This is a genomic window from Pseudooceanicola sp. DL12 (genome assembly GCF_056270665.1).
On sequence record NZ_CM149884.1, the window covers coordinates 3,478,598 to 3,494,046 of the forward strand.

Annotated in this window: 15 protein-coding genes; 8 read left to right on the top strand and 7 right to left on the bottom strand. The window is 66.7% G+C overall.

Annotation, left to right across the window (positions count from 1 at the left end):
• Window positions 1-66: 66 nt before the first annotated feature.
• The 7 genes from AC0WR5_RS16145 to AC0WR5_RS16175 all read left to right on the top strand — a co-directional run bounded on the left by AC0WR5_RS16145 (window position 67) and on the right by AC0WR5_RS16175 (window position 8,962).
• Window positions 67-1,722: a ShlB/FhaC/HecB family hemolysin secretion/activation protein gene (locus AC0WR5_RS16145; protein WP_475864651.1), complete on the top strand. Its 1,656-nt coding sequence runs from the start codon at window positions 67-69 to the stop codon at window positions 1,720-1,722.
• A 212-nt stretch (window positions 1,723-1,934) separates the two neighbouring features.
• Window positions 1,935-2,732: a S49 family peptidase gene (locus AC0WR5_RS16150; protein WP_475864652.1), complete on the top strand. Its 798-nt coding sequence runs from the start codon at window positions 1,935-1,937 to the stop codon at window positions 2,730-2,732.
• Window positions 2,713-2,937 (top strand): hypothetical protein, encoded by a 225-nt coding sequence (locus AC0WR5_RS16155; RefSeq protein ID WP_475864654.1) that lies wholly within the window; start codon window positions 2,713-2,715, stop codon window positions 2,935-2,937. The genes AC0WR5_RS16150 and AC0WR5_RS16155 overlap by 20 nt, the downstream gene beginning before the upstream one ends.
• A gap of 18 nt (window positions 2,938-2,955) precedes the next feature.
• A complete protein-coding gene (locus tag AC0WR5_RS16160) occupies window positions 2,956-3,924 on the top strand; it encodes a calcium/sodium antiporter (RefSeq protein WP_475869042.1) in 969 nt (322 codons plus the stop codon).
• An 89-nt stretch (window positions 3,925-4,013) separates the two neighbouring features.
• Window positions 4,014-4,823 carry an SDR family oxidoreductase gene (locus AC0WR5_RS16165; RefSeq protein WP_475864656.1) on the top strand — a complete coding sequence of 270 codons (810 nt, stop codon included), beginning with the start codon at window positions 4,014-4,016 and terminating at the stop codon, window positions 4,821-4,823.
• 422 nt (window positions 4,824-5,245) lie between these two features.
• Window positions 5,246-7,195, top strand: a complete 1,950-nt coding sequence (gene uvrC / locus AC0WR5_RS16170; RefSeq protein ID WP_475864657.1) for an excinuclease ABC subunit UvrC — start codon at window positions 5,246-5,248, stop codon at window positions 7,193-7,195.
• A gap of 255 nt (window positions 7,196-7,450) precedes the next feature.
• The gene (locus tag AC0WR5_RS16175) at window positions 7,451-8,962 is read left to right on the top strand and encodes an SLC13 family permease (protein WP_475864659.1); all 1,512 of its coding nucleotides are present in this window, start codon (window positions 7,451-7,453) and stop codon (window positions 8,960-8,962) included.
• 102 nt (window positions 8,963-9,064) lie between these two features.
• Here AC0WR5_RS16175 and AC0WR5_RS16180 read toward each other — a convergent pair whose 3' ends face one another.
• From AC0WR5_RS16180 to AC0WR5_RS16205, 6 genes are all read right to left on the bottom strand, one after another.
• Window positions 9,065-10,204, bottom strand: coding sequence for an MFS transporter (locus tag AC0WR5_RS16180; RefSeq protein ID WP_475864660.1), 1,140 nt, complete (start codon window positions 10,202-10,204; stop codon window positions 9,065-9,067).
• A gap of 306 nt (window positions 10,205-10,510) precedes the next feature.
• A complete protein-coding gene (locus tag AC0WR5_RS16185; protein ID WP_475864662.1) occupies window positions 10,511-10,672 on the bottom strand; it encodes a hypothetical protein in 162 nt (53 codons plus the stop codon).
• 55 nt (window positions 10,673-10,727) lie between these two features.
• Complete coding sequence (locus tag AC0WR5_RS16190; protein ID WP_475864664.1) at window positions 10,728-10,961, bottom strand: hypothetical protein; 234 nt, start codon at window positions 10,959-10,961, stop codon at window positions 10,728-10,730.
• 409 nt (window positions 10,962-11,370) lie between these two features.
• Window positions 11,371-12,132 (bottom strand): ABC transporter permease, encoded by a 762-nt coding sequence (locus AC0WR5_RS16195; protein WP_475864666.1) that lies wholly within the window; start codon window positions 12,130-12,132, stop codon window positions 11,371-11,373.
• Window positions 12,129-13,079, bottom strand: a complete 951-nt coding sequence (locus AC0WR5_RS16200) for an ABC transporter ATP-binding protein (protein WP_475864668.1) — start codon at window positions 13,077-13,079, stop codon at window positions 12,129-12,131. The genes AC0WR5_RS16195 and AC0WR5_RS16200 overlap by 4 nt, the downstream gene beginning before the upstream one ends.
• Before the next feature lie 248 nt (window positions 13,080-13,327).
• Entirely contained in the window at window positions 13,328-13,873 is a 546-nt protein-coding gene (locus tag AC0WR5_RS16205) for a CoxG family protein (protein ID WP_475864669.1), read from the bottom strand.
• 295 nt (window positions 13,874-14,168) lie between these two features.
• Between AC0WR5_RS16205 and AC0WR5_RS16210 the strand changes: the two genes are divergently transcribed.
• The gene (locus AC0WR5_RS16210; protein ID WP_475864670.1) at window positions 14,169-14,492 is read left to right on the top strand and encodes an ATP-dependent Clp protease adaptor ClpS; all 324 of its coding nucleotides are present in this window, start codon (window positions 14,169-14,171) and stop codon (window positions 14,490-14,492) included.
• 110 nt (window positions 14,493-14,602) lie between these two features.
• Here the strand turns inward: AC0WR5_RS16210 and AC0WR5_RS16215 are convergent, their stop codons facing one another.
• Window positions 14,603-15,376, bottom strand: a complete 774-nt coding sequence (locus AC0WR5_RS16215) for an META domain-containing protein (RefSeq protein WP_475864672.1) — start codon at window positions 15,374-15,376, stop codon at window positions 14,603-14,605.
• Between the last annotated feature and the right edge of the window lie 73 nt (window positions 15,377-15,449).

A 15,449-nucleotide genomic window follows, 5' to 3' on the forward strand; every position in this document is an offset into this window, starting at 1 on the left:
GCGTGGCCGGACAGATGGCCGAACGCGTGGCCGAACGGGTGGCCGCAGACCCTTCGTCGGTGGCAGGTGGCCGGGGGCGCAATCGCCGGGGCGGCCCTGGGCCTGATGGCGGCGCCGGCGCTGGCGCAGAGTGCGGCCGATACCGCCGCGGCCACCCAGACCGCGATCATCCAGCGGTTCACCCCGCCCGAGCCCAGCGGCCGCGTCGAGCTGACGGTGGTGGACCAGAGCGCGCTGATCGACAGGGAGGCCGCCCGGGCGGTGACCTTTGACCTGGAGAGCGTGACCCTGCGCGGCAACACCATTCTGCCCGAGGCGGCGCTGTCGCAGGCCTGGGCCGGGGCGATGGGCCGGCGGATCAGCCTGGCGGAGCTCTATGACATCGCCGAGGCGGTGGACGCGGCCTATCTGCAGGCGGGCTATTATTCCAAGACCGTGGTGCCGCAGCAGGATGTCACCAGCGGCGCGATCACCCTGCAGGTCTACGAGGGCTACGTGGGCACGGTGGAGATCCTGAGCGACACGCCGGAGATCCTGCCGCGGGTCGAGGCGCGACTGGCGCCCTATATCGCGCGACTGACCGCGATCCGGCCGCTGAGCGTGGCCGAGGCGGAACGGCTGCTGCTGCTGATGGCAGACCAGGCCGGGCTGACCATCGAGGGCGAGCTGATCCGCCCGGCCGGCGCCAGCGGGGCCGGCACCCTGCGCCTGACCGTCAGCTATGACCGCGTGAGCGGCGCAGTGATCATCGACAACCACGGCTCCGAGGCGGTGGGGCCACTGGAAGCCGCGGCCACGCTGACGCTGAACGACATCTTCGGCCTGGGCGACCGCACCACGCTGACCGTGGCGACCACCCCCGCCGACATGGACCCGCCCGAGCTGCTGCTGTTTCAGGGGATACAGGAGATCCCGCTGGGCCATGACGGGCTGATCCTGGGCCATTCGCTGACCTATGCGCACACCCGCCCGGGCGGCGCGCTGGCGCCGGCCGACATCGACCTGGAAACGACGTTGGGCGCGCTCTGGCTGGACTATCCCCTGCTGCGGTCGCTGGAGGCCAACCTCCATGGCCGGATCGAGCTGAACTTTCGCAACGATGACCTGGATATCGGCGGGGCGGAGGCGGCACGGCTGCGGGCGCGCTGGCTGTGGAGCGAGCTGAGCCGGGACGGCGCCCTCTGGGGCGGGTCGCTGGCCGCCAGCGCGGGCCTTGGCCTGGGGCTGGACGTGGGCGGCGAAGCCCCGGACGTGAGCGACGATTTCACCTTTGCGCGGCTGACCGCGGATTACGACCTGCCGCTGGGCGGGGAGACGGTGCTTAGCCTGAATGCCATGGCCCAGATCGCCGGCGACCCGCAGCCCGGTGCCACCAAGATGGCCCTGGGGCGGGGAGACTTCGGCGAGGCCTTTCCCGGCAACACGGTGAGCGGCGATGCCGGCGTGGCGGCGCGCGTCACCCTGAGCCATGACGTGGCGGCCGGCCTCGACATCCTGCCGGGCGTGACGCTCAGGGCCTTTGCCGACTGGGGCATGGTGCGCAACCGCTCCGACACGGCGGATTACGCGCGCGCCGAGCTCGGCTCTCTCGGGGTGGGGATCGGCGGGATGCTGGCCGAACGGGTGATCTTCGACCTCGAGGTGACGGGCCCCTGGACCACGAGCGAGGCGGTCGAGGACCCGGGCACCGGGGTGCTGTTCAAGCTGGTGATGCCATTCTGAGGCGGGGCTGAACGAGGCACAGCCGCAGGAGGTGATGCGGCGGCATCGGGCCTGCGGGGGACCTGCGTGGGGCGGGCGGCGGTGGAAAACCGCCTCCCGGCTCAGAAAAGAAGCCCCTCGGGCGAAGCATTGGCGCGCCGGAGTGAAATTGGACCAAACGTCGCCCCGGGGCAGCCTTGTCGTCGGGCATCGGGCAGCTTACATCCAGCTTCATGAAAAACTGGCTTCCAACAAGGAAACGCGGCCCTGTCGTGTCGGTGATCCGGCTGCAGGGCATGATCGCGTCCGGCCCGCGCGGCCCATTGAGCGACGAGGCTATGGCCCCCGTCATCGAGAGGGCCTTCCGCAAGGGCAAGCCGGTGGCGGTGGCCCTGGCGATCAATTCGCCCGGCGGCAGCCCGGTGCAGAGCAGCCTGATTGCCGCCCGTATCCGGCGGCTGTCGGAGGAAAGGGGCGTGCCCGTCTTTGCCTTTGTCGAGGACATCGCGGCCTCGGGCGGCTACTGGCTTGCCTGTGCGGCCGACGAGATCATCTCGGACGAGAGCTCGATCCTGGGCTCGATCGGGGTGATCAGCTCGGGGTTCGGCGCGCCGGTGCTGCTGGCGCGGCAGGGGATCGAGCGGCGGGTGCATACCGCCGGCGAGAGCAAGAGCATGCTCGACCCGTTCCAGCCCGAGAAGGAAGAGGACGTGGCGCGGCTGAAGGTGCACCTGGAGGACATCCACCAGGCCTTCATCGCGCATGTGAAGGCGCGGCGCGGCGAAAAGCTGGCCAGGGACGAGCGGCTGTTCACCGGCGAGATCTTCCTGGGCCGCAAGGCGATCGACGCTGGGCTGAGCGACGGCATCGGCCACCTGGTGCCCGAGATGAAGGCGCGTTTCGGCGACAAGGTGCGGTTCCGCGCCTACGGCAAGAAGCGCGGCTGGCTGCAGCGCTTCGGTGCCGGCGTGCTGAGCGATACCCTGGGCGCGATCGAGGAACGGGCCGCCTATGCCCGGTTCGGCCTCTGACGTGATCCTGAAAGCGGTCGTTCTCTTCCTGGTCTTCATGGGCGTGCTGGCGATGTTCGGCAAGCTGACCCTGCCGAAACCCCGCGAGATGGGACGGCAGATGAAGGCCCGCGTGCAGAGCGCCACGAAATGCCCCAGCTGCGGGCGGTACAACATCGGCAAGGGGCCCTGCCCCTGCCGGACCAAGAAACAGTCACAGAAATAACGGATAACCCCCATCATGCTGCTTCCCTGGCTTCTGGCCATTCTCGGACTTGTCATTCTGGTGGTGGCAGGGGACCTGCTTGTGCGCGGCGCCGTCAACCTGGCGCTGCGGCTGGGGATACCGGCGCTGATCGTCAGCCTGACGGTGGTGGCCTTCGGCACTTCGGCGCCTGAGCTGCTGATCTCGATGAAGGCGATGTTCCAGAACCGTCCGGGCCTGGCGCTCGGCAACGTGATCGGTTCGAACACCGCCAACATCCTGCTGGTGCTGGGGATCCCGGCGCTGATCACCACGCTGCACACCAGCGCCCATGACAGCCGCAAATCCTACCTGACGATGATCGTGGCGACGCTGGTCTTCATCGGGCTGTCGCTGCGCGGCCAGTTCGACTGGATCGCCGGCGTGATCATGGTGGCCATGCTGGCCGTGATCCTGACGGAACAGGGCATCGAGGCGCTGCGCCACCGCAAGGCCGCCGGCGAGGCGGCCAGCCTGGCCGCGGCCGCCGGCGAGGAGGAGGTCGAGGGCGCCGACCCGGAGATGGCCTGGTGGAAGGTGATCGTCTTCCTGGTGCTGGGCCTGGTCGGCCTGCCCTGGGGCGCGGACCTGCTGATCGACAATGCCTCGATCATCGCCATGCACTACGGCGTCAGCGAGACGGTGATCGGCCTGACGCTGGTGGCGGTGGGCACCTCGCTGCCGGAGCTGGCCACCACGGTGATGGCGGCGATCCGCAAGCAGGCGGACGTGGCGCTCGGCAACGTGATCGGCTCGAACATGTTCAACCTGCTGGGCATCATCGGTGTCACCTCGCTCTTCGGGACGCTGCCGATCGACCTGGACGAGATGGCCTTCGACATGGGCGTGATGCTGCTGTCGTCGCTGCTGTTGATCCCCTTCGTCTTCTTCCGGCGCGACATCACGCGGATCTGGGGCGCGATCCTGACCGCGCTTTACGTGATGTACGTGATCGCCGTGCTGCAATAGGCCGGTGACGGCCGGACAAGACTGGCCGTGATGAGACCCTGACGCAACCTGGACGATACCTGGACAACACCGAGACGAGGGAGACAGAGATGACCCGCGAGACCGCAGAGACCGCCGCCGCCCCGAAGGCGCTGGTGACCGGCGCCGCCCACCGGCTGGGCCGCGCCATGGCGCTGGAGCTGGCAGAGGCGGGCCACGACGTGGCGGTGCATTACAACGGATCGGCCGAGGCCGCCGAGGAGGTGGCGGGGCAGATCCGCGCCATGGGCCGCCGGGCGGTGACCCTGCAGGCGGATCTGACGCAGGAGGCCCAGGTGACCGGCATGGTGGCCCGCGCCGCCGAAGCCCTGGACGGGCCGCTGACCTGCCTGGTGAACAATGCCTCGGTCTTCGACTACGACAATATCCGCAGCGCCACCCGCGACAGCTGGGACGCGCACATGGAGGCGAACCTGCGGGCGCCCTTCGTGCTGACACAGGAATTCGCGGCCCAGGCGCCGGCGCCGCTGACCGACGCCATGGGCGAGCCGGTGGCCCAGGCGCTGGTGATCCAGATGCTCGACCAGCGGGTGCACAAGCTGACGCCGGAATTCATGAGCTACACGATCTCGAAGATGGGCCTCTGGGCCTTTACCCAGACCGCGGCACAGGGCCTGGCCCCGGCGGTGCGGGTGAATGCCATCGGCCCGGGACCGACCCTGCAGGGCGCGCGGCAGAGCGACGCGAACTTTGCCGGCCAGCGGGAGAACACCGTGCTGCAACGCGGCTCGAACCCCGAGGACATCTGTGGCGCGCTGCGGTATTTCCTGACGGCGCGGGGGGTGACCGGGCAGCTGATCTGCACCGACGGCGGCCAGCACCTGGCATGGAAGACGCCGGATATCATCGGCGAGAAATAAGGGCCAGGCGAGGGAATCGGGGGCCGTGATGCCCCCACCTCGCAGCCCTCACGCCCCCTGACGCAGGGGAAAATAACCCTAGAGGAGACTCGGGATTGAATGATTCCCGCACCCCATTCCGGGTTATTTGATACGGTAGCGGGGCAAGTTTTGCACGTGTCACCGAGGCGTTACCAAACCGTTACCAAAACCTCAATGTTTTCAGTCGTTTGATCTGCGGGAAATATAATTCCCTTTATTTGCAATGGCTTGCAAATTTGCCTAAAAATAAGGCAGCTTAACGAAGGGGCCAAGATTCAACGCTTTTTTCCGGGTGCCCAAATCCTACCCCCAGACTTATCCACATATTCGGGGGAAACCTTTCCTCTTGTGTCGGCCCGGGGAAATTTGCAGCCAGAGAGAAGAATCGAGCGGGAGCAGCCATGAGCCAGGAGCCAGACCAGAAAGCCGCGGAAACCCCGGCCGAGCCTGTTCAAGCAGGCCTTTCCGAAACGGTCACCGAGGGTGCGGAGAGCACGGAGACGGCGCCGCTGACCGGGCACCGCCTGATCCAGTCGTACCTGTCGACGCTCGACAGCAGCCCCGGCGTCTACCGGATGCTGGATGGCGAGAGCCGGGTGCTCTACGTCGGCAAGGCGCGGAACCTCAAGGCGCGGGTGAGCAATTACTCCCGCCCCACCGGGCACAGCGCCCGCATCGCGCGGATGATCCGCGAGACCCGCAGCATGATGTTCCTGACCACGCGCACCGAAACCGAGGCGCTGCTGCTGGAACAGAACCTGATCAAGCAGCTGAAGCCGAAGTTCAACGTGCTGCTGCGCGACGACAAGAGCTTTCCCAATATCCTGGTGGCGAAGGATCACGAATACCCGCAGATCAAGAAGCACCGTGGCGCAAAGAAGGAAAAGGGCGCCTATTATGGCCCCTTTGCCAGCGCCGGGGCGGTGAACCGGACGCTGAACCAGCTGCAGAAGGTCTTCCTGTTGCGCAATTGCAGCGACAGCATGTTCGAGAGCCGGACGCGGCCCTGCCTGCTCTACCAGATCAAGCGCTGTTCCGCGCCCTGCGTGGGCTACATCAGCGAGGCCGAATACGCGGGCACCGTGGCCGATGCGGAGAAGTTCCTGCAGGGCCGGACCACCGCGGTGCAGGAGAAGCTGGCCGAGGAGATGCAGGCGGCGAGCGACGCGATGGAATTCGAGCGCGCGGCGGCACTGCGCGACCGGATCAAGGCGCTGACCCAGGTGCAGAGCACCCAGGGCATCAACCCGCGCGTCACGGCGGAGGCCGACGTGGTGGCCCTGCACATGGAGGGCGGCCAGGCCTGCGTGCAGGTCTTCTTCATCCGGGCGCACCAGAACTGGGGCAACCAGGATTTCTATCCCCGGGTGGGCGCGGATATCGACGAGGCGGAGGTGCTGGAGGCCTTCCTGGGGCAGTTCTATGACCAGAAGGAGCCGCCCCGGCAGATCCTGCTGAGCCATGCGATCGAGAACGACGACCTGATGGCCGAGGCCCTGGGCGAGAAGGCGGGCCGCAAGGTCGAGGTGCTGGTGCCGCAGCGGGGCGAGAAGGCCGAGCTGGTCGAGGGCGCGGCGCGGAACGCCAAGGAGAGCCTGGGCCGCAAGATGGCCGAGAGCGCGACCCAGGCGAAGCTGCTGAAGGGCGTGGCCGAGGCCTTTGACCTGCCGAAGGTGCCCGAGCGCATCGAGGTCTACGACAACAGCCACATCCAGGGCACCAACGCCGTGGGCGGCATGATCGTGGCGGGGCCGGACGGCTACATGAAGAGCCAGTACCGCAAGTTCAACATCCGCGGCGAGGAGCTGACGCCCGGCGATGACTTCGGCATGATGAAGGAGGTCCTGACGCGGCGCATCAAGCGGCTGCAGAAGGAGGATCCGGACGGCGACAAGGGCCTCTGGCCCGACCTGCTGCTGATCGACGGCGGCGCGGGCCAGGTGAGCGCGGTCCAGGAGATCCTGGACGAGATGGGGATACCCGACCTGCCGATGGTGGGGGTGGCCAAGGGCATCGACCGCGACCACGGCAAGGAAGAGTTTCATCGCCCCGGCCAGCGGCCCTTTGCGCTGCAGATGAACGACCCGGTGCTGTACTTCATCCAGCGGCTGCGCGACGAGGCACACCGCTGGGCCATCGGCACCCACCGCGCCAAGCGTGCCAAGAGCCAGATGGCGAACCCGCTCGACGACGTGCCGGGCGTGGGCGCCACGCGCAAGCGCGCGCTGCTGTCGCATTTCGGATCCGCCAAGGCGGTGGCCCGCGCCAACCTGGCCGACCTGAAGGCGGTGGACGGGGTATCAGATGCCCTGGCCGAGACGATCTATGACCATTTCCACGCCAAGGGGTAACGCCGCAGGGTGAGTCTCCCGGTCCGGGCGTCGGGCGCGGGGGGCGTGCCACTCGCCTAAACGGAGTGATGTGCGAGTCAAAACAACCCGCAAAACAAACATTTACGGGTCAAGGAAAGAGAAAACTCGCGTCAGACGTGCGAATTTCTGCCCGCGCCGACCGCAAACCGCCCTGTGAGCGTTATCGCCGCTTGCCCTTTGGCGGCGGGTTCAATTTAAGCGTCCGGATAGCGAGTTTAAGGAGGACGCCAGGCGATGCGCGAGACCCCGAGCGAAAAGGAAATTCAGGCCCAGTCGGACCCGAACCACCCGCCGCACGACAACCCGATCGAGCCGATCTCGACCTTCAAGATGATCTGCCTGATCGCCGGCCCGGTGCTGACGCTGATCCTGTGCCTGCTGCCGGCCCCGCCGGGCATGGGGGAGACGGCATGGCGCCTGGTGGCACTGACCGTCTGGATGGTGGTCTGGTGGCTGAGCGAGGCGATCCCGCTGCCCGCCACGGCGCTGCTGCCGATCCCGATGATGCCGCTGCTGGGCATCCAGCCGGTGACCAAGGTGACGGTGAGCTATGGCAACCACCTGATCTTCCTGTTCCTGGGCGGCTTCATCCTGGCCGCCGGGATGCAGCGCTGGGGCCTGCACCGCCGCATCGCCCTGCTGATCGTCAGCCGCATCGGCAAGACGCCCTCGCTGATCGTGATGGGTTTCATGCTGGCCACGGCCTTCCTGTCGATGTGGATCTCGAACACCGCCACCGCGGTGATGATGTTCGCCGTCGGCATCTCGGTGATCGAATTCGTCGAGAGCAAGATCGACGACGAGAAGCTGGTGCATAATTTCGGCGTCGGCCTGATGCTGGCGATTGCCTACTCCGCCTCGATCGGCGGCGTCGGCACGCTGATCGGCACGCCACCGAACGCCCTGCTGGCCGGCCTGCTGAGCGATACCTACGGCATCCAGGTGGGCTTCCTGCAGTGGATGCTGATCGGTGTGCCGGTGGTGGTGGTGATGCTGCCGCTGACCTACCTGCTGCTGACCAAGGTGGTCTTCCCCACCAAGGGCCTGGAGCTGGACAGCGTGCACGCGGTGATCGCCGAGGAATACAAGGCGCTTGGCAAGATGGACCGCGGCGAGATCATCGTCGCGATCGTCTTTGGCGGCGCGGCCTTCTTCTGGATCACCCGCAGCTTCCTCGGCCTGCCGATCAACGATGCCGGCATCGCCATGGCGGCGGCCCTGCTGCTGTTTGCCATCCCGGTCAGCCGCAAGGAAGGTTTCGTGATCGACTGGTCCATCGCGCGGTCCCTGCCCTGGGGCGTGCTGATGCTGTTCGGTGGCGGCCTGGCCCTGGCCGGCGCCTTCAGCGCCACGGGCCTGGCCGAATGGATCGGCGAACAGGTCGCCGGGCTGCAGGGCATCAACCTGTGGCTGCTGGTGCTGATCATTGCCGTGGTGATCATCTTCCTGACGGAAATCACCTCGAACACCGCCTCGACCGCGACCTTCCTGCCGATCCTGGGCGCCGTGGCCGTGGGCCTCGACGTGGCGCCGCAATGGCTGACGGTGCCGGTGGCGCTGGGGGCCTCGATGGCCTTCATGATGCCGGTGGCCACGCCGCCGAACGCCATCGTCTTCTCCTATGACAAGATGAAACTGGCCGACATGGTGCGTGCGGGCGCCCTGCTCAACGTGCTGAGCGTCGGCGTCGTCTTCCTGGCCATGTACCTGCTGGCCGGTCCGGTCTTCGGCATCTCGCCGAACTGATCGGCGCAAGGAACAGTGGAAAGGAAAAGCCCCGCCGGGTTCGGCGGGGCTTTTTCGTGTCCGGGTATGGGCGCTTGCGGCCGTTCCCCGCACGTCGTTCCTTCAGAACGACTTGGGAACGACAAACCGGGCGCAGAGCGGGATGATCAGGAAGAGCAGCGCGATGATCCCGAAGGAGATCGGCAGGCTGGTGGCATGGGCCACGAAGCCGATGGCCGCCGGGCCCATCAGCACCCCGGCAAAACCGGTAGTGGTGACCGCCGAGAGCGCCAGCGCCGGGGCCATGGTGGGCTGACGGCCCGCCAGGCTGAAGAGCACCGGCACAAGGTTCGAGGAGCCGAGGCCGATCAGGACGAAACCGCAGAGCGCCGCCGGCGCCCAGGGCACGGTGATCAGCACCACCGTGCCGGCCGAGGTGATCAGCCCGCCCCAGACCAGGGTGCGACGGTCGCCGGCAATGGCCACCACGCGGTCGCCCACGAGGCGCCCCACGGTCATGGCCGAGGCAAAGAGCATGTAGGCGATGCCGCCCTGCTCGCTGCCGACCATCCCCTGCCCCACGATCAGCAGCGCGCCCCAGTCGAGCACCGCCCCCTCGATCAGGAAGCAGGTGCCGGCCATCAGCGCCAGCAACAGAACGATGCCGCGCGGAAAGGTGAAGGGCGGCGGTTCCTCGCCCCGGGCGCGCAGAAGGCGCGGCCCCGCGACCCAGAGCGCCGCGGCCACCAGGACCGAGCCGCAGATCGCGGTTTCCACCGGGGCCAGCCCGAAGGAGAGCAGGAGCGTGGCACCGGCCGCGCCGCAGAACCCGCCGATGGAGAAGAGCGCGTGGAAGCCCGACATGACGGGTCGCTCCTCGAGCCGCTCGGCCTCGATCGCATGGACGTTCATCGACAGGTCGAGCGATCCCATGAACAGGCCGAAGACCAGCAGCGTGGCGCCCAGCATCAACGGCGTGTGCATCAGCATCAGCGCAGGCAGGAGCACCACCACCCCGGCCCCGCCGATCATCACGAAGGGCCGGCAGCCGTAGCGCCCGGACAGATAGCCGGTGACCGGCATCGAGATGATCGAGCCGATGCCCAGGCAGAGCAGGAGCAGGCCGAATTGCCCCTCGTCGGCACCGACGTGGGATTTGGCAAAGGGCACGAGCGCAGCCCAGACGGCAATGATGAAGCCGGCTGCGAAGAAAGATAGCCGCGTGGCAAGCCGTACGGCGGGGCGGTCCGCTGTCAGGTCCATCGGATCTCCGGAACGTCAGGAATGTCGGGGGGCGCGCCTCCTCGGACGGCACGCAGTCTCACCACGTATTTCCCAGGTTGCGCGCCCATGCAAGCCCGAGATTCTGCACAGGCGAAGCGGGCAATATTGCGCGAATTGAGTAATTGCCGCTGTCGCGAGGCGCGATCAACCCGCAAGAGGTGGCGTCATCAGGCCAAGACGGGGCGGCGGAACGAAAATCGCCCGGCAGGGGCTGCCGGGCGATCAGGGCTGTTTCGATGTGCCGCGCGGAGGCGGATGGCGCCTGTGGACCAGGCGCGGGACCAGTTATTCCTGAAGCCATTTCGGCAGCGGGGTCCGGTGATCCGGCGCGACGTCGTGGGTGAGGCTGTCCATCAGGTCGCTCCATTGCAGGCGCGCCTCGCGGTGGACCGGGCCATTGGGCCGGGTGGGGATCACGTCGATGGGGGTTTTCTTGTCTGCAACCATTTGGAAGCTCCTTTGTGGCGCCGGCGGGACCGGCGGAACGGGGATGAATTCGGGGTCAACCAGCCTTCTTTGCGGCCTTGCGGCGCGGCTTTGCGGCGGGGGCCTCTGCCTCGGCGGCGGCCAGTTCGGCGTCGCGGGCCAGGCGGGCGGCCCGCAGCTTGGCCGTGCGCTCGTCGCGTTCCTGTGTCTCGGCGTCGATGATCTCGCGCGCGGCGGCGGTGATCCGGTCCTGGGCGCTGAGGGGTTCGGGAGAGGATTTGAAAAGGGTGTTCTTGTCCAGGCGGGCCATTGGCGCTCCTTTTTAGAATGTGTCGGGTCGAATCGTGGCGCGTGGCGGGCCCCGTGACGGGCCGTGACACGCGGGTCGTGCCCCCTGCACCTTGGCAGGAGGGAGCGCCGGGAGGCCCGTGGCAGGCATGGGCAGCCGGGCCTGAAGGAATGTCCAGGGAGGTGGCAGAGCACCCGGAACGGGTGCCTGCCCGAGATTGAAAGGCAGGTGGAGCCGTGCGTCATGCCCCTCGGGCCACGGCACGGAGTAATCTGTTGTCGATGAAAAGCCTTCCCCCCTGTGGACATACATATCCCATGTGCGCCCCGATTGTTAGGGGGGAGGAAAAAGAAACCCGAGGGTGCAGAACGCGCGCACCCCGCAGGAGGGCCTGCGGGGTGCTGGATGATCGGAAAACCGGCGGAAAGGGTCAGTCGCGGATGCGCCAGCCGGTCTTGAAGATCCACCAGACCGCGGTGAGGCAGATCAGGAAGAACAGCGCCACGGCGGCAAGCGACAGTCCCACCGGGGCATCGGAGATGCCGAAGAAGGCCCAGCGGAACCCGGAAATCAGGTAGAAGACCGGGTTGAAATGGGTGATCGTCTGCCAGACGGGGGGCAGCATCTCGACCGAGTAGAAGGAGCCGCCGAGGAAGACCAGCGGCGTGACGATCAGCAGCGGCACGAGTTGGAGCTGTTCGAAGTTCCTGGCCCAGATGCCGATGATGAAGCCGGCCAGCGCGAAGCCGAGACAGGTGAGCACGAGGAAGGCCACCATGGCCACCGGGTGCAGGATGTGCAGGTCGACGAAGATCGAGGCCGTGCCGAGGATCACCAGCCCGATGAAGAGCGCCTTTGTCGCAGCGGCGCCGACGAAGCCCAGCACGATCTCGAAGTAGTTCACCGGGGCCGAGAGCAGCTCGAAGACGGTGCCGACGAATTTCGGGAAGTAGATCGCGAAGGAGGCATTGGAGATCGACTGCATGATGACCGAGAGCATCACCAGGCCCGGCACGATGAAGGCCGCATAGGGCACGCCCTCGACCTCGGAGATGCGCGAGCCGATGGCGCCGCCGAAGACGACGAAGTAGAGCGAGGTGGAGATCACCGGCGAGATGAAGCTCTGCAGGATGGTGCGGAAGAACCGCGACATCTCGTTGACGTAGATCGCCTGGACTGCGCGGAAGTTCATGCGGATTCTCCCTGTTTCTCACCGGTGCCATGCTCGACGAGATCGACGAAGATCTCCTCGAGCGAGCTTTGCCGGGTCTGCACATCGGCGAGGATGATGCCGCTGTCCTGCAGCGCCCGCATCAGCCCGGCGATGCCGGTGCGCTCGGCCTTGGTGTCGTAGCAATAGGTCATCGAGAGCCCGTCATCGGCCAGAGTCAGGTCGAAATCGGCAAGGCCCTCCGGCACGGCGGAGAGCGGTTCGCGCAGGTCGATGCGCAGCTCCTTGCGGCCGAAGCGCTGCATCAGCGAGGCGGTGGGTTCGACCATGAGAATCTCGCCTGAGCGGATCACGGCAATCCGGTCGGCCATCATCTCGGCCTCTTCGATGTAGTGGGTGGTGAGGATGATCGTGACGCCCTGGCGTTTCAGCTCGGCGACGATCTCCCACATGCCCTTGCGCAGCTCGACGTCGACGCCGGCGGTGGGCTCGTCGAGGAAGAGGATGCGCGGCTCGTGGGCCAGCGCCTTGCCGATCAGCACCCGGCGCTTCATGCCGCCCGAGAGCTCGCGCACGCGGTTGCCGCGCTTCTCGTAGAGCGAAAGATCCTTGAGGATCTTGTCGACCAGCGCCTTGTCCTTGGGCTTGCCAAAGAGCCCGCGCGAGAAGTGCAGGTTGCGGCCGACATAGGAGAAGGGCTCGAGGTTGATTTCCTGCGGCACCAGGCCGATCAGCTGACGGGCCTGGCGGAACTGCTTCTGGATGTCGAAGCCGCCGACCGTCGCCGTGCCCGAGGTGGGTTCGGTGATGCCGCAGAGGGTGGAGATGAGGGTGGTCTTGCCGGCACCGTTGGGCCCGAGAAGGGCGATGATCTCACCTTCCTCGATGTCGAGATTGACGCCCTTGAGAGCCTGGAAGCCGCCGTCGTAGGTCTTCGTCAGGTCACGGACCTGGAGGATCGCAGCCATGAATTCGTCCCTTTCGCCGGGGCGGCGCTGCCATGGCCAGGGGGAGCTCCGAAGAGGGCTCCAACGAGGGAATGACAGGCGCAGCTTGGGTTTGCAGCTGCACATAAATCGTTTCTTGGCGATTGTAATGTGATATTTCACACAACGCCGACGGCCATGGTGCAGAGTGGACAGGAAGACCCTGCGCAACCCGGGCGGGTGCGCAGAGGTTTCATCGCTCTTTCAGGAGGTTGCCGCGGCGCACGCCGTCAGGCGCCACGCAGACGGTGCAGCCAGCCCTTCTTCTTGGCCTCGGGTTCGGCCTCTTCGCCCGCCTCGGTGCCCGCCTCTTCGGCCCCCTCCGCGCCGGGTTCGGGTACCTCGAGCACCTCCTGCAGGCGGGTAAAGAACTGATCCGCCATCTTCTTGGCGAACCCGTCGATCACGCGGCTGCCGAGCTGCGCGAGCTTTCCGCCGACCTTGGCCTCGACATCGTAGAAGAGCTCGGTGCCCTCCTCGACCTCCTCCAGACGCACGGCAGCGGAGCCCTTGGCGAAACCGGCGGCGCCGCCCTTGCCCTCGCCGGTCAGCGTCAGGCGCTGCCCCTCGACCAGGTCTGAAACGGTGACCGTACCCTTGAAGGTGGCCTTCACCGGGCCAACCTTTTGCACCACTGTGGCCTCGAAGCCCGCCTCGGGAGTGCCGGTGACCTGCTGTGCGCCGGGCACGCATTCATGCAGCACCTCGGGCGAGACGAGCGCGGCAAAGACGGTGGCCCGGTCGGCCTTGATGACACGGCTGTCGCTCATTTCCATGGGCGTTTCCTTTCCTTGTGCTGCGGTTCCGGCGAGGCGGCTGATGGCCTGTGCCCCGCGACGCTAGACGATCGCCGGGCGCGGGCCAAGTACGGCTTTGGTGGCGAGGGCCCGGCGCGCGCCCGCGACGGTGCGGGCCGTCATCTGCCGGAGCAATCGCCAAAGATGGGGCATGATACTGGACCGGAGCGGGGCGAATCTGTGATAATGAACGCCGAGACCGCAGAATATCCGACGGCCCCGCCCCAGCTGCCCGATCGCGCGAGATGCGCAAGATCCTCGAGAGGTGCCCGGAATGCCGACCATCCATCAGACCGTCATCGCGCCCCCGAAACGCAAGACCGAGACCCGCGCCCGCGCTGCGCGGCCGCCGCTCTACAAGGTGATCCTGCTGAACGATGATTTCACCCCGCGCGACTTCGTTGTGAAGGTGCTCTGCGGGCTGTTCCGCATGAGCGAGGACGAGGCCTATGGCGTGATGCTGACGGCGCATCGCAAGGGCGCCTGCGTGATCGCCGTGTTCACCCGCGAGGTGGCCGAGATGAAGGCGGCCCAGGGCAATGACGCGGGGCGCGAGAACGGCTATCCGCTGGCCTTCACGACCGAACGCGAGAGCTGAGCCGCAACGCGAAAGGGGCCGCCCGCAGGCCGCCCCTTTCCATGTTCGATGCGGATCGCCCGCTGTTGATCCGGGTTCTATGCCGGACTTATTCGGGACTTATTCGGGACTTATTCGGGCGTCTCGCTGAAACGCATGGTGGCCAGCCCGGCCGCGTTGGTGAGGATCAGCTGATCGCCCTTGCGCAGGTAGCCCACCGAGCTCTCGAAGGCCTCGACCGTGGTGTTCTCGAGCGCCATGCGGTTTTCCGGGCACAACATCCGGGTGCCAGCCATCGGCTGGGCCACGGTGAAGGCACCGTCGGCGATTTCGGCCTTGCCGACATAGCGGTTGCAGCCGGCATAGAGCGAGAACTGGCCATCGGGCGAGAGCGTCAGAGTGGGCGGATCCTCGGCAATCAGCATGCGGCCGCCGATCTCGTAGGCGGTCCAGGCATTGCCCCCCAGGGGATCGGAGGTTTCAGCGGCGGGCGTCGGCTTGGCCGAGATCTTGCCATCGAAGGTGATGGTGACGGTGGTGCCGGCATCGCGGGTGATGACCGGCGCGGCGCTGGTGGTGTGATAGATCGTGCCGTCGCCGCCGACGACGGAGCCAGAGACCGAGTAGGTCATGCGGTCATCGATCAGGGTGGTGTCGTAGGGCAGGTCCACGGTGACTGGCAGCGTGCTGACCTGCATGGCCATCGATGAGACCAGCGTGGAGGGTGCATCGGCCCGCGACACGTCGAGCAGCTCGATCCCCAGGATGGAGCCCTCGGCCAGGGTGACATCCTCGGGCGTTTCGGCGGTGACTGTGACGGTGGCTGTTTCGGCCATGGCCATTCCGACAGTGGCGGTGGCGAAAACCGGCGCCAGTGCCAGCGCCGTTGCGATTGCTTTGATCATCTTTCCCCCTTGTCCGGGCGTACGCAGTTATTGCGGACATTCAACCCACTTACGAGAAGGTAACATGGGTCCA

Excerpts from the sequence above, each read along its gene's own strand:
- AC0WR5_RS16150 (WP_475864652.1), top strand. The coding sequence starts at position 1,935 with ATGAAAAACTGGCTTCCAACAAGGAAACGCGGCCCTGTCGTGTCGGTG.
- AC0WR5_RS16155 (WP_475864654.1), top strand. The coding sequence starts at position 2,713 with ATGCCCGGTTCGGCCTCTGACGTGATCCTGAAAGCGGTCGTTCTCTTC.
- AC0WR5_RS16165 (WP_475864656.1), top strand. The coding sequence starts at position 4,014 with ATGACCCGCGAGACCGCAGAGACCGCCGCCGCCCCGAAGGCGCTGGTG.
- uvrC (WP_475864657.1), top strand. The coding sequence starts at position 5,246 with ATGAGCCAGGAGCCAGACCAGAAAGCCGCGGAAACCCCGGCCGAGCCT.
- AC0WR5_RS16175 (WP_475864659.1), top strand. The coding sequence starts at position 7,451 with ATGCGCGAGACCCCGAGCGAAAAGGAAATTCAGGCCCAGTCGGACCCG.
- AC0WR5_RS16180 (WP_475864660.1), bottom strand. The coding sequence starts at position 10,204 with ATGGACCTGACAGCGGACCGCCCCGCCGTACGGCTTGCCACGCGGCTA.
- AC0WR5_RS16185 (WP_475864662.1), bottom strand. The coding sequence starts at position 10,672 with ATGGTTGCAGACAAGAAAACCCCCATCGACGTGATCCCCACCCGGCCC.
- AC0WR5_RS16190 (WP_475864664.1), bottom strand. The coding sequence starts at position 10,961 with ATGGCCCGCCTGGACAAGAACACCCTTTTCAAATCCTCTCCCGAACCC.
- AC0WR5_RS16195 (WP_475864666.1), bottom strand. The coding sequence starts at position 12,132 with ATGAACTTCCGCGCAGTCCAGGCGATCTACGTCAACGAGATGTCGCGG.
- AC0WR5_RS16200 (WP_475864668.1), bottom strand. The coding sequence starts at position 13,079 with ATGGCTGCGATCCTCCAGGTCCGTGACCTGACGAAGACCTACGACGGC.
- AC0WR5_RS16205 (WP_475864669.1), bottom strand. The coding sequence starts at position 13,873 with ATGGAAATGAGCGACAGCCGTGTCATCAAGGCCGACCGGGCCACCGTC.
- AC0WR5_RS16210 (WP_475864670.1), top strand. The coding sequence starts at position 14,169 with ATGCCGACCATCCATCAGACCGTCATCGCGCCCCCGAAACGCAAGACC.
- AC0WR5_RS16215 (WP_475864672.1), bottom strand. The coding sequence starts at position 15,376 with ATGATCAAAGCAATCGCAACGGCGCTGGCACTGGCGCCGGTTTTCGCC.